Origin of the sequence: Runella zeae DSM 19591, from assembly GCF_000423565.1 — a bacterium.
Taxonomy (GTDB): Bacteria; Bacteroidota; Bacteroidia; order Cytophagales; family Spirosomataceae; genus Runella; species Runella zeae.
In genome coordinates this window covers 1-14,215 of sequence record NZ_AUIF01000041.1, presented here as the reverse complement: position 1 = coordinate 14,215, position 14,215 = coordinate 1, and the positions used below count along the sequence as shown (strand labels likewise).

Below are 14,215 nucleotides of genomic sequence, written 5' to 3'. Positions count from 1 at the left end.
CATTTTAGTTTATGAAGATATTTTCGGTAAAAACAATACTGCTTGGACTATTATCTTGGGGGATTGTGTTTGGCGCTTTAAGTCACGTAGGAAGCTCGGGGGTATTGTTTCAAGGTCAGGCGGGAGCTTATCGTGTATTGGTCAATCTCCAGCCACCTGATGTCATTCCGGGTACTGCCCAAATAACCGTATACGTAGAAAACGGAAATGTAAAGCGTGTACACGCCCGCCCTATTTATTTCCGAACGGGTGCTGAAGGAGCGCCTTCCTCAGACGAGATTCTCCCCACTCCTAATCAAGCAGGGCAGTTTCAAGGAATAGTGTGGCTAATGGCAAGTGGTGCTTCTAGCGTACAAATCACGCTTGAAGGCGATGAAGGGCCGCAGCAGCTTGTGGTGCCAATTGTAGCCATCTCAACCGCCAAACGTGATATGCCCGCCGGTTTAGGAGTGCTTTTGAGCCTACTTGGGATTTTGCTAGTGGTTATTTTGGTTACGGCTATTGGAGCAAGCGCAAGCGATGGGCTCTTACGAGCTGGCATCCAACTTACCCCTCAACAACGCAAAACCCGTTGGTTTCATATGGGTATTGCCACGGTAGCATGTTTGGCGATTTTGTATGGAGGAAGTAGCTGGTGGAACAGCTGGTCGGATGACTATCGTCAATATATGTACAAACCTTTAGAAGGAAAAGCTACTGTTATTAATCAAAACGATGAACGAGTATTGCAGCTCAAAATAGATACATTATCACTCCTCCAAAGTCGCCAACGCCGTACTTCTTTAAGTTTTCTAGTTCCTGACCATGGCAAGCTGATGCATTTGTTTTTGGTACGACAGCATACTCTTGATGCTTTTGCACACCTTCACCCCGAGCGTCGCGATACCACCACTTTCGAAGCTTATTTGCCTAAGCTTCCTGCGGGCAAGTACCTAGTGTATGCAGATATAGTACAACGCTCAGGGTTTACCGAAACCATTACGGATACGGTAGATATCCCCGCTTTTTATGGTAAAGGTCAGCTCAAAACCGACCCAGAAGACACCTATGTAGTAAGTGATCCGCTCAATCGGCCCAAACAAATTCCTATGGATGAAAACGTAGTGATTTGCGGAAAGCCCGGCAGTAAAACGAAACTTCAAGACGGTAGCACGGTGGTATGGGAAGGCAAATCAGATATGGCTTTTGAAGCTGGAAAACCCTATCAGCTTGCTTTTGAGGTATTTGACCCGAATGGCAATGCTGCTTTGCTGGAGCCTTATTTAGGAATGAACGGTCATGCGGCTATTGTGCGTGCCGATGGCTCGGTGTACATTCATTTACATCCTGTAGGAACCTATTCGATGGCAGCTCAGCAAACTATGCAAACCCGAATTGCTGATACCACACGCATCTATCGACTTCAGAATGACACCAAAACATTTAGGGACAGTATTGACCGATATCTAGCACATCTTAAAACGCTTACTCCTACCCAACGTGACCAATTGCTCATGAGTAGCATGACTGGCAATACCTCTCACGATATGAAAGAAATGAAGCATGAAAATCGCATCGTTTTCCCCTATGCTTTCCCCAAAGCCGGGCAATACCGCATCTTTTTACAAATCAAACGCAACGGCCAAGTCTTGACTGGTATCTTCGATGCTACTGTAAACTCTACTTCCCTATAGATTTTAGACTTTGGGGAACTATGATTCCCAAAAGTTGATTATTTAGCGAGTAAGGTATGATGATTCCAACCCCCTTACTCGCTATTTCAATGCAAATCGACTTAACGTTTCTACACTCCAAATTTAGCGGTCTCTTCGAAATCGGCCTTCTCCAAGAACTGGCCCAAGTAGGCAATTACATGGAAATTGAAGAGGGACATGTACTTATGCGCCCTGGTGGATATATCCGTAGTGTTCCAATCATTTTGAATGGTTCTATCAAAATTCTTCGTTCAGACAGTGATGGTAGAGAAGCTTTATTATACTATCTTGGTGGATTAGATTCTTGTGCTATGTCGCTCACTTGCTGCCTCAACCGAAAGCAGAGCGAAATCACCGCTATCGCCGAAGAACGCACTCAATTGATTGTGATTCCAGTTGAGAAAATTGAAGAATGGATGACCAAATATTCTTCTTGGAAACAATTCGTGTTTGCTACTTACCAAAAGCGTTTTGAAGATTTACTCAGTGCCATCGACGAAATCGCTTTTCATAAACTTGACGAACGCTTAATCAATCTTCTCAAAAGAAAATCTAAACAGTGCAAATGCACGGTATTTAGCATCACCCACGAGGGCCTTGCCAACGAGCTAGCTACTTCACGCGAGGTGATTTCTCGTTTACTCAAACAGTTAGAAAAAATGGGGCAAGTAAAGCTCTCTCGTAATAAAATAGAGCTATTGTAAGTTGATTCCGCTGACTATTATAGATTTTCTAAAACTAGCCTGATAATCCTACTTACCAAGTATTTTGTCTATTAGCACAATCCAAGCATGTTTTGTTTTTGAAACGGTTTTACATATTTTTAAGTAGTACTGCTTCATAGCCTGATTGATAATATCTCGTAGCTATGCTTTTATTATAACCTTCTATTCGTTTACTTTGCTGTTGACTTACTCTCACACCTCCATATAAATACCTACTTAAAATGGAACAAAATGACTTTAAAGAACTCCCAATTGAGGAGCTTCTTAACAAACAAAAAACCTTTAAAACTTCGTTAGCTTTTTTTTGCGGGATTCTAATTGTGATGTTTATTGTTTGTTTCCTGTTTACTTTAAGCAAAGGATTTAGTGCCTTTTCGCTTCTTCCTTTTGTGTTTTTTCCGATGTTAGTTGGCTTTATAAATAATCTACAAAAAATCAAGAAAGAAATTCAGATTCGGAATTCTTCCATGTAATTAACAAAAGAAAGGCAAATGCCTATCTTTCTATATAAATTTTCTGAGTCTCAATATTTTATTTCATGCCCAAGTTTATCTATTCTTTGCTATCTAGTCATTATTACCTTTTTTTAGTTCTCATCTTGCTTTTTTCCGCGTGTTCTCAAAAGCAGTTTGAACCCACTAAAAGTAGCGCAAAAAATATCCTTTTGTTCAGTTTCGAAAGCTTCGCTCCTTCCATAAAGGCAGCTATTGATAGTAATCAAAAAGTAATCACTGCTGTATTACCAATAGGTACGGATGCTAGTAAGCTCACTCCTACCATTGTAATCTCAGAAAAAGCAACTGTGGCTCCAGCTTCGGGTGTTGTACAAGATTTTACCAAGCCTGTGACTTATACCATAACTGCCGAAGATGGCTCAAGCCAATCTTTTGTAGTACAGCTTTCGGTTGCAAAAAGTACCGCTAAAATTATTAAAACATTTGTCTTTCAATCATTAAACCCAAATATTAGTGCTGATATAGATACTCTAACCCATACTATTCATGCTTCAGTACCATTCAGTATAGCACTTCATTCGCTTACACCCACCATTAGTGTTTCAGAAAACGCTACGATTTCGCCCGCCTCAGGAACAAACCAAGACTTTACAAAGCCTGTGATATATACAGTCATGGCCGAAGATGGCAGCACTCAAAACTATACAGTAACTCTCTCTAAATCCAAACCAACCAAAGAAGATTTTGCGAATTGGGCTAATCAATGGCAAAATAGCCCTCCTCTTCAGCTTTCGCTTCAAGAAGTCACCCAAAATGAAACTTATTGGGGTGACATAAAAAATGGTAGTATTTATTTGAGTAAATACCAGAATGGCAAAGAATATGTAATCACTCACCAAAAAATCCCGACAAGTCAAATTAGTAGTATTGTAGAGTTTAATAATGCCATTTGGGTAGCAACAGCATCTGGATTATTGACAATTACCTCGCAAGATACAACCCTACTACATTCCAAAAACACAAACATTGATTTTGAGAACACTACTAGTCTAGAAGTTTTCGATAATACGCTTTATTGTGCCACCAAGACCACTATTTATAAACTTGTACAAGAAAAATGGCAACATGTACTTAACATACCAGAAGAAAACATTTTAGGTTTTACACTTTACCAAAACCTTATATACGTCAATACAAATCAGTTTTTGTATAAATACGATGGAGTACTACAAAAATTTATCAAGCCGGTATCTTCGTCATTACTCACAAAAACCATTAAAGTAAATGCTAAAGGTGTCGTCTGGATTGGTTTTTGGAGTGGTTTGATAAGATTCGAAAATAATACTTTCCGCACTTTCTCTCTCTCTAACGTACCTAGCTTCCCCCCTAATGGGCTAGAAACTTTTGTGATTGATACGAATGATTATATTTGGATGGCATGGAGCAAACAGGGATTGGTGGTGTTTGAAGAAGGAAAAATAATTCACCATTTTTTGAAATCAAACTCTTCTCTTTTATCGGACAATATCACTAATATCAAACTAAAAGGAGGAAACATGTATATTGGCTTTTTTAATTATGTTTTTGGTTCGAATACCAACTATGGAGTAGCTAAAATCACTTTTAATTAGAGATGTCACCCGTTGTCCTTATTCTTATCTTATTTACAGCTTACACTTCTTATAAAGGTTTCAAAGACCTTTCTTTTTTTCACAAATATGCCCTTAAAACCGACCAAGTATTGGTATTTAAACAATACCAACGCGTAGTATCGGCTGGTTTTTTGCACGCAGATTGGTGGCATTATGGATTCAATATGTACGCGCTCTATGCCTTTGCTAGTTCGTTTGAAATTATTGTAGGAAGCGTTAATTTTAGCATAATTTTCTTTGTAAGCCTTATCGGCGGCAATTTGCTTGCCCTGTTTTTTCATAGGCACGACAGTGCGTATATGGCCGTAGGAGCATCTGGGGCGGTTTGTGGAGTTATTTTTGGGCTTATTGCCCTTTTTCCCGACATAGATATTCGCCCCCTTTTCATTCCTTTTTCATTTCCAGGCTGGATTTACGGTATTATATATATATTTTACTGCATCTATGGCATCAAATCCCTTAACGACAATATCGGCCACGATGCGCACCTAGGTGGAGCGATAGTCGGTCTGCTAACCACTATTGCTTTTTACCCAGAAGTAATCGCCGCCAATGGGATTGTGATAGCACTAATGGTAGTTCCTGCTATCATTTTTTTAATCATCATTCTCAAAAGACCCGGTTGGCTTTATATTCAAGGGTTTTCATTCAGGGTTAAAAACCATCGCAATGTCGATGACCGATATCAGGATGAACGCTATGAAAACCAACAAAAAGTTGATAAAATTTTAGAAAAAATCCACGCTAAGGGCATCGATAGTCTTACAAAAAGAGAGAGAGAAATTTTAGAAAAAAACACTTAAAATAACACCTCACGACGGTAAGCATACACGTCTTTTTTTACTCTAAAATATATTGTATTTTTCTCAGAAATTTTCTCCGCGACAAGCTTTTTAGATGGCTAGAAATATTCACAAAAACTCCCTATTGGAAGTCTAAATTCACTTTTTTTACAATTATATATATTCTGTTTACTCCTTTCCCGAATACCAACTCTTGGTCAAAATGGGCACTGGCGGCAAATGGCTAGCAGCACGCCTCGAACTAATTGACGGGAGTGGGGCGCATCCTTTTGAGGCTATCTCCGACAGTGTGTTTGTGGGAAAAGTGCTTAATGAAAGAGATAAATCAAATTTTAAGAAACGAATAGCACGCCCTCTCATACCAGCACCGCTACAAGCTGTAGGTCTTCAGGCGAAGTATTACTTTATAATCGTAGGAAGCTCACTCTCTAAGCTACGCTTAAGGTTTTGTACTTGTTTTGTTTGCGCTGGTTTATCTCTACAAATCAGAATCAAGGTTGAGTTTTCAGCATGGCCTTACTTTCTGCGCTATTGGTTGTTTTTTATGTGAGTGATTTATTCTAAATTCGCCAAAACTAAACTTTTTTAGCTTGCATGAATTCTTTGCGCACACCCCTCTATTTCGCACTTGCGGCAGTGACTTTTGTAGCTTGTCAAAAAGAAGAAAGCAAAAGTACCCGTACTTCATTTTTGGATATTTCGGGCATGGATACTACCGCCAATCCTGCCGATGATTTTTTTCAATATGCTTCGGGCAATTGGCTCAAAAATACTCAGATTCCAGCCGACCAAACAGGTTGGGGGTCTTTTTATACCTTGTATGAAGAAAACTTACAAAAGCTGCATGGCATCTTAGAAGAAACCAGCAAAACGTCTCATCCAAAGGGAAGTTTGGAACAAAAAGTTGGGGATTTTTACCTTTCAGGAATGGATACCATGACCATTGAGAAAAAGGGGATTGAGCCAATTAAAGGGTATCTAGCCGAAATTGACAACCTCAAAACACCCCAAGACATCCTCGACTACACCGCCAAACTTGAGTCGGTAGGTGGGGTATGGGTGGCTTATTATATAGGAGCCGACGAAAAAAATCCTGGCTATAATGCGCTTCAATTGGCTCAAACGGCGCTTTCACTGCCCGAAAAGGATTATTATACCCGTACCGATGCCGAAACCAAAAAGATAAGAGAAGCTTTTAAAAAATACGTAGCCACACTTTTTGCTTTGTCGGGAGTGGATGAAGCCACGGCTCAGAAAAAAGCCGAAGGTATTTTGAAACTCGAAACCGAAATTGCCAAATCTCACCGCAGTCCTGTAGAACTGAGAGACCCCGAAAAAAACTATAATAAATTTGCCGTTAAAGATCTAAACAAACTTACTCCTACCATTGACTGGGTAAGGTTTGTCCAAAAAATGGGCGCCAAAACCGATACCGTAATTGTAGGCCAACCTGACTATTACAAAGCACTTAGCACTCATCTCAAATCCCAGCCTATAGAAGTACTCAAAGACCGAATGAAGCTATCTGTGTTGTCGGGTGCCGCCTCTTCTCTCACCAAGGCTTTTAGAGATGCTCGCTTTGAGTTTTATGGCAAAACCCTCAATGGACAGCAAGTAGAAGATGCCCGCTGGAAGCAAATCACCAATGAAGTAGACGGTGGTTTGGGGGATTTATTGGGGCAACTATTTGCCAAAAAATATTTTACAGCCGAAGCCAAAACGCGGATGAATGAGCTTGTCAATAACCTCCAAGACGTATACCGTGAACGCATCAATCGCCTCGACTGGATGTCGGATTCGACCAAAGTAGAAGCCGTAAAAAAATTGAATGCTTTCATCAAAAAAATTGGTTATCCTGACAAATGGGAAGAATATAAAGACGTTGAAATTGTAAAAGATAATTTTTTTGGAAACAAAACTTCGATTGCCATTTCACAAGCCAAACGCGACCTAGCCAAAATTGGCAAGCCTGTTGACAAAACAGAATGGGGAATGAGCGCCCCTACTGTCAATGCTTACTACAACCCTACCTTCAACGAAATTGTGTTCCCAGCAGGAATCCTCCAGTTTCCATTTTTTGACAATGCCGCCGACGATGCTATCAACTATGGGGCTATTGGGGCGGTGATTGGTCACGAAATGACTCACGGCTTTGATGACCAAGGGCGACAGTACAACTACATGGGAATGCTCCAAAACTGGTGGAAACCTACCGACAGCGATAAGTTTAAAAGAAAAGCATTGATCGTGGTAAAACAATACGACGGCTACAAAGTATTGGACAACATGAGTGTCAATGGCCAACTAACCTTAGGCGAAAACCTTGCTGATTTGGGAGGACTTTCGATTGCTTATGAAGCATTCTTGAAAACCAAACAAGGGCAAAGCAACGACAAAATCGACGGGTTTACGCCCAAACAACGCTTCTTCCTGAGCTATGGGCAAGTCTGGCGTATCAAAAACCGCGACGAAACGATGCGCCTTCGTATCAATGCTGACCCTCACTCTCCCGAAAGGTTTAGGGTGAATGGTCCTCTTTCTAATATGGACGAATTTTATGAGGTATTCAATGTCAAACCTAAAAATAAAATGTACCGTCCTGATAGTTTGAGAGTTAAAATTTGGTAGTTTCTTAGAAAGCCGCCTTGTAAGCGGCTTTCTGTATAATTATTGCTATTTTTATGTTTCACTCTAACTACCCGTACCTTGACTTTCGACGATTTTGATTTTGACTATGAGCTTCTAGATGGCCTTCATGCCATGGGGTTTGAACACCCCACCCCCATACAAGCACAAGCGATTCCGGTTGTGCTTAGCCATAAAGACCTCATTGCCTGCGCCCAAACGGGGACTGGCAAAACAGCCGCGTATCTATTGCCTATTCTGAATAAGATTATCTCCGCCCACAGTGACCAACGGCATCTTAATACGCTTATTTTATCGCCTACCCGAGAGCTTGCTATCCAAATAGATCAACAAATTGAAGGCTTGGGATACTTTACTGGCATAAGCTCTATTGCGATTTATGGGGGAGGCGACGGTGCGGCTTGGAGCCAACAACGCAAGGCACTTGCCGAAGGAAGTGAAATCATTATTGCTACTCCTGGGCGGCTCATTGCTTTGCTACAAATGGGGGAAATTAATTTTAAAAACCTTCAGCATCTGGTACTCGACGAAGCCGACCGTATGCTCGACATGGGGTTTTATGACGATATCATTCGGATTATTGGGTATTTGCCTCAAAAACGTCAAACCTTGCTTTTCTCGGCAACCATGCCTCCCAAAATAAGAACCTTGGCTAACAATATCCTGCACAAGCCCGAACAAATCAATATAGCCGTGGCTCAACCTGCCGAGGGAATTTTACAGCAAATTTATTTTGTATATGACGAACAAAAAATCGGTCTTCTCAAATATATCCTCAGAGAAGGCGATTTTACGAGTGTTATCATATTTGCTTCGACCAAAGAAAATGTCAAAAAACTCAACGACGAGCTCATTCGTAATCGACTCAATACCAAAGCCTTTCATTCTGATTTACCTCAAAAAGAAAGAGAGGAAATCTTGCGCGAGTTTAAAAACAAAACTTTACCGATTTTAATCGGAACCGATATTTTAGCCCGTGGTATTGATGTAGAAGGCATTAGTTTAGTGATAAATTTCAATGTACCTCATGACCCCGAAGACTATATTCATCGCATAGGCCGCACCGCCCGCGCCGATACTACAGGCACGGCTATCACGTTTGTCAATGATAAAGAGCTTCGAAAACTAAAGGCCATTGAACAAATGATTGGTAAAGAAATTCCCAGGGTGAGTCTACCGGCAGCCTTGGGAGCAGCTCCGGAGTTGAAGCACACAACAATTTCTAGCAAGCCAAAACGTAGAAAAAAACGGCCTTTTCAGCGCAATAAGCCCTCTACAACCTCCGACAATAAATCCAAAAGTTGAATCAAAAATCGTGAGTAGGAATAAAGCCTTTTTTCCCTTTTGGTAGCATTTAGCTAAACATTAATCCTATGCGTGAAACCTTTTCGCTATTTGCAGCACTGATGATTTTGGGGCACTTACTTATCTCTTGTGGTGGCTCAAAACAAGAATCTCAAACTACTTCAACTGACACTATGACTCGTATTGTTAAAACTACTTTTGGGACCCTTCCCGACGGTCAAACAGCCGACTACTACACGCTCCGAAATAAAAACGGAATGGAAATCAAAATCACTAATTATGGAGGCATTATTACTCACTTAATGGCCCCCGATAAAAACGGCACTTTTGAAGATGTAGTTTTGGGCTATGATTCGCTAGGGGGTTATCTCAAAGCATCTCCGTATTTTGGTGCTTTGGTAGGGCGCTATGGCAATCGTATTGGAAAAGCTAAATTTACTTTAGAAGGAAAAACATATTCGCTTTTGGCCAACAATGGCCCCAATAGCCTCCACGGTGGCAAAGTAGGTTTTGACAAAGTAATATGGAAAGCCGAGCTTATCGACAACGATAGCGCCCTCAAACTTTCCTATAGTAGCAAAGATGGCGAAGAGGGTTTTCCGGGCACCTTGAACACAGAAGTGGTGTATCGCCTTACCGACAATAATGAACTTGAAATAGAATACACCGCTACCACCGACAAACCCACTATCGTCAACCTCACTAATCACACTTATTTTAACCTCACCGGTGGAAAGAGAGATATCTTAGGTCATCAAGTGTCTATCAATGCGGACAAATTCGTTCCGGTTGACAATACATTGATTCCTACTGGAACACTTCAAGATGTAAAAGGCACTCCTTTTGATTTCTTGCAACCTACCGAAATAGGAAGCCGTATTGATGACCCTCAAGATGAGCAAATTAAATTTGGAGGAGGTTATGACCACTGCTGGGTACTCAATGAAAGTGGCGACTCGCTCAGATTGGCCTCTACCGCCTACGAGCCTACCTCAGGACGATACATGGAAACTTTTACGACGGAGCCTGGCGTGCAATTTTATACTGGAAACTTCCTCAATGGAAGCATCACTGGCAAAAATGGAGTAGTCTATGGCAAACGTTCAGGCTTCTGCTTTGAAACCGAGCACTTCCCTGACTCACCCAATCAGCCTTCATTCCCAAGTGTAGTACTTCGTCCGGGCGAAACTTATAAAACCAAAACAGTATATAAATTTTCAACAAAATAGGTTCCATCTACCCAAAAACGAAATGACTTCGTAGGCTTACGAAGTCATTTCGTTTTTTAAATTTGGTCATATCGTATTATTGCATTAGTTTAGCGATTATCAATAACCAACCCCACCTTAGAGAATATGGCCATGTTAAGCCGAGTTGCCAATTCGATTTATTGGATGAATCGTTATATCGAACGAGCCGAAAACTATGCCCGTTTCATTGGCGTTAATTTCAACTTAGCCTTTGATCTCCCGCCTAATGTCAGCGAGCAGTGGGAGCCTCTTTTGATTGCAACTGCCGACAATTACCTCTTTTATCAACACTATGATGAGCCAACGCGTGAAAATGTCATTAACTTTATGACATTTGACAAACGCAATCCCAACTCTATCTTTAGCTGCTTGATGGCTGCTCGCGAAAATGGGCGTACCATCAGAGAAAGTATCTCTAAGGAGATGTGGGAAAATCTAAATCAGCTCTACTTGTGGATGAAAGACGTAAAACCGCAAGCAGAATGGGATCTCAACCATATGCAGGATTTTTATGCACAGGTAAGAAGCGGTACTCAATTGTACTACGGGGTCATTGATGCCACTATCACCCGCAACGAAGCTTGGCATTTTGGACGTTTGGGGCGTTTTATGGAGCGTGCCGACAAAACATCCCGTTTCTTGGATGTGTCGTATTTTACGCTCTTACCTGATACCGACATCACAGGCTCTACATCGGAGCTGATGCTATGGACTGCCGTGCTCAAATCTGTAAGTGCTTACAACATGTTTCGTCAACAGTATCAGACAATTACCCCCACTCATATGGTCGAGTTTTTGATACTAGACAAACTTTTTCCTCGGGCAATGGCCCATTGTATCCGTCAAGCTGAATTATCTTTGTACGAAATATCAGGAACCCCAATCACCAATCGCTTCAGCAACCAAGCCGAAAAAATGATGGGCAAACTCCGCTCTGAGATTGAATTTACCGAAGTAGAAGATATTTTTCGGGTAGGTTTACACCAATACCTTGATCAATTTCAAATACGAGGAAACGAGGTAAGTAAATCTATCTTTGAAACCTATTTTGACATCAAACCTGTTGATTTATAAGAAATGACTTACTGTTTAGGAATCAAGGTCGCTTCGGGACTGGTAGCTATCGCAGATACTCGCCTTACGTCTGGCACTGAAGTAACTACCAACAAAAAGATTTCCATCCATCAGTTGGAAAATCATTCGATGTTTATCATGACATCGGGCCTACGCTCGGTACGCGACAAAGCTGTCACTTATTTTAAGGAAGTGATTGAAGACCAAGATCGTAGTTTCAATAAACTTTATAAAGCCGTCAATGCTTTTGGTCAACAAGTACGCCGCGTCGCTAATGAAGATCGAGAAGCCCTCGAAGAAGCAGGACTCAATTTCAACTTGTATGCGATAGTAGGTGGCCAACTAGAAAACGACGACGAACATAAGTTGTTTCTATTGTATCCAGAAGGCAATTGGGTCGAAGTGGGCGAAACTTCTCCCTTCTTTGTCATTGGCAACTCTAATTATGGCAAACCTCTACTTTTTAGAAGTTTAAAATATAATTCTTCAATGGTAGACGCCCTTAAAGTAGGTTTTTTATCTTTTGACTCCACTAGAGTAAGTGCCAACGACGTCGATTATCCCATTGATGTCGTTATGTATGAAAGAGATAGCTTTCATTTGACGGAGCATCGTTTCCAAAAAGATGACCTAGCCCATTTGTCTTTGCAATGGAGTATGCTTTTGCAAAACTCCGTTCAACGACTTCCCAACGACTGGATGGGGCCAGTTCTTGAAAAACTCCGCGAAAAAGTTTAAACACTATATTATGGATTTACATGTAAAGCATACTTTATACTATACTTATTCTGATTTGGTTTTTTTGGAGCCTCATACTCTTTACTTACATCCCAAAGCCAATCCTCACCAGCAAATAATGGGTTTTTCGCTCATAGTTGAGCCGACTCCAAGTATGCTTGTCCATAATATTGACGCAGAAGGCAACCACCAACATATCGCTTATTTTCGAGAAAATACAAATTACCTGACCGTTTCGGTCGATATGACCGTCCGCTCCGATGATTTTAATGTTTTTGAATTCGTTTTGTTTCCCTTCGAAACAGAGCGATTGCCTTTTCAGTATCCCGAAGTCCTCAAAAAATACTTACACCCTTATCTCATCAGAGAAGGGGTCACAACTTATGTAGAGCAATACGCTCGCCAAACTGCGGCGGTAGCCAAATGGCATACGGTTCCATTTCTCACCACTCTCTGCAACAATATCTACCAAGATTTCATGTATGAGCGACGCGACGTAGGTGCACCTCTTCCTCCTGAGCATACGCTCATTGGTCGCAAAGGCTCCTGCCGCGACTTTGCGCAGCTTTTTGTGGCTTGTTGTCGTAGTGTGGGTATTGCGGCGCGTTTTGTGAGTGGCTATCTGTATGGAAATACCCTTCAGCAACACGACTTACACGCTTGGGCTGAGGTATATCTGCCAGGAGCTGGATGGCGCGGTTTTGACCCTACCGAAGGCAAAGCTATCATGAACAATCACGTGTACCTAGCTTCTTCGGCCGACCCCCAACTTATTCCCCCTGTAGCGGGTACTTTTAGAGGCAAAGCACGCTCTTCTCTTCAGGCAGAAGTGTTTGTAGGAGAAAAATCGTAGCTCGCCTATCTTTTATGTTTTGATTTTATTATGCTAAAAACCACCGTTAAAATAAGTAACGTCACCAATCTCTCTGACGCGCGCTATTGTGCTGGAATGGGTGTAGAGCTGCTCGGATTTAATATCGACGACTCATCAGAATATTTTGTAGACTTGAAAAAATTCCAAGAAATCAGAGCTTGGATTGCTGGAGTACCCATTGTAGCCGAAACCACCACCTCAGACCCCGCTGATTTGCTAGAAAAATTAGGGAAGTACCAACCTGATTTTATTCAAATATCTAACCCCGAATTGCTTCCTTGGCTCAAAAGTGAAACCGCTAAGCCTCTTATCTTGAAGGTAGAAGTGGATCAAGATGCCGATGATATAGAAGCGATTCTTACGAAGTATGCACCTTATGTCACTTATTTTTTATTAGAATCTAGCAACAATACTTCTTTAGATGAAGATTGGCCCGATTTCTTGAAATCTTTGGCTCAACGCTTTTCTATTTTACTAGGTTTTGGAATCACGCCTGACAATGCCACCTTTCTGACCGAAGATTACAATATCAGTGGTATCGCTCTCACAGGTAGTGAAGAAATCAGGCCAGGATTCAAAGATTTTGGGGAGCTAATGGATATCTTGGAAGCGTTGGAAGAAGAATAAAAAGGTTAATTTTTTACAAAAAGAGGCCGTCTCAAAAGCAATTTTGGGACGGTCTCTTTGATTTTAAGCAGCAAGCGGCTGATTTTGTCTAAATTTTTGTTGTGGTAAAGATAAAATGGTTGTTTTTTGCAATTTCGACTGTTTCTGCGGTTTATTTTTCACTTTTTCGTTCTTTGGGGCATCTTTATAGGCTTTTTTCCTCAGATTGTGGGCAATACAAGCCAGCCCAACTTCAATTTCTACCTTAGCTAAGCCTTTTAGACGTAGCCTTTTGAAGTTGTGGTTGGATTTTATCTGCCCGAAGGTGGCTTCTACATCTTGGGGTCGTTGTTTTCGATGTTTGATTCCTTCTTCTGAATTTAGTTTTTCTCT

General features: G+C 41.2%; 12 protein-coding genes and 1 pseudogene. 12 read left to right on the top strand and 1 reads right to left on the bottom strand.

Annotated elements, in window-relative coordinates; translation table 11 throughout:
- Positions 1-11 precede the first annotated feature (11 nt).
- The 12 genes from G563_RS0112185 (at position 12) to trpF (ending at position 13,843) form a co-directional block, all read left to right on the top strand.
- The gene (locus G563_RS0112185; RefSeq protein WP_028665560.1) at positions 12-1,673 is read left to right on the top strand and encodes a DUF8832 domain-containing protein; all 1,662 of its coding nucleotides are present in this window, start codon (positions 12-14) and stop codon (positions 1,671-1,673) included.
- Between the two features lie 89 nt (positions 1,674-1,762).
- A complete protein-coding gene (locus tag G563_RS0112180) occupies positions 1,763-2,398 on the top strand; it encodes a Crp/Fnr family transcriptional regulator (protein WP_028665559.1) in 636 nt (211 codons plus the stop codon).
- A 685-nt stretch (positions 2,399-3,083) separates the two neighbouring features.
- Positions 3,084-4,505 (top strand): SGBP N-terminal domain-containing protein, encoded by a 1,422-nt coding sequence (locus tag G563_RS36955; RefSeq protein WP_169579748.1) that lies wholly within the window; start codon positions 3,084-3,086, stop codon positions 4,503-4,505.
- 2 nt (positions 4,506-4,507) lie between these two features.
- Positions 4,508-5,329 (top strand): rhomboid family protein, encoded by an 822-nt coding sequence (locus tag G563_RS0112165; RefSeq protein ID WP_028665556.1) that lies wholly within the window; start codon positions 4,508-4,510, stop codon positions 5,327-5,329.
- Positions 5,330-5,531: 202 nt separating this feature from the next.
- Positions 5,532-5,879, top strand: a complete 348-nt coding sequence (locus G563_RS0112160) for a hypothetical protein (protein ID WP_028665555.1) — start codon at positions 5,532-5,534, stop codon at positions 5,877-5,879.
- 44 nt (positions 5,880-5,923) lie between these two features.
- The gene (locus G563_RS0112155; protein ID WP_028665554.1) at positions 5,924-7,957 is read left to right on the top strand and encodes a M13 family metallopeptidase; all 2,034 of its coding nucleotides are present in this window, start codon (positions 5,924-5,926) and stop codon (positions 7,955-7,957) included.
- A gap of 78 nt (positions 7,958-8,035) precedes the next feature.
- Complete coding sequence (locus tag G563_RS0112150; protein WP_028665553.1) at positions 8,036-9,280, top strand: DEAD/DEAH box helicase; 1,245 nt, start codon at positions 8,036-8,038, stop codon at positions 9,278-9,280.
- A gap of 68 nt (positions 9,281-9,348) precedes the next feature.
- Entirely contained in the window at positions 9,349-10,509 is a 1,161-nt protein-coding gene (locus G563_RS0112145; protein ID WP_028665552.1) for an aldose epimerase family protein, read from the top strand.
- Between the two features lie 132 nt (positions 10,510-10,641).
- The gene (locus G563_RS0112140) at positions 10,642-11,604 is read left to right on the top strand and encodes an alpha-E domain-containing protein (RefSeq protein WP_028665551.1); all 963 of its coding nucleotides are present in this window, start codon (positions 10,642-10,644) and stop codon (positions 11,602-11,604) included.
- A 3-nt stretch (positions 11,605-11,607) separates the two neighbouring features.
- Positions 11,608-12,342, top strand: coding sequence for a proteasome-type protease (locus tag G563_RS0112135; protein ID WP_028665550.1), 735 nt, complete (start codon positions 11,608-11,610; stop codon positions 12,340-12,342).
- A gap of 10 nt (positions 12,343-12,352) precedes the next feature.
- A complete protein-coding gene (locus G563_RS0112130) occupies positions 12,353-13,195 on the top strand; it encodes a transglutaminase family protein (RefSeq protein WP_028665549.1) in 843 nt (280 codons plus the stop codon).
- Between the two features lie 30 nt (positions 13,196-13,225).
- The gene (gene trpF, locus G563_RS0112125) at positions 13,226-13,843 is read left to right on the top strand and encodes a phosphoribosylanthranilate isomerase (protein ID WP_037326681.1); all 618 of its coding nucleotides are present in this window, start codon (positions 13,226-13,228) and stop codon (positions 13,841-13,843) included.
- A gap of 183 nt (positions 13,844-14,026) precedes the next feature.
- Here the strand turns inward: trpF and G563_RS39195 are convergent.
- Positions 14,027-14,215: pseudogene (locus tag G563_RS39195) on the bottom strand (transposase); the annotation flags it as partial.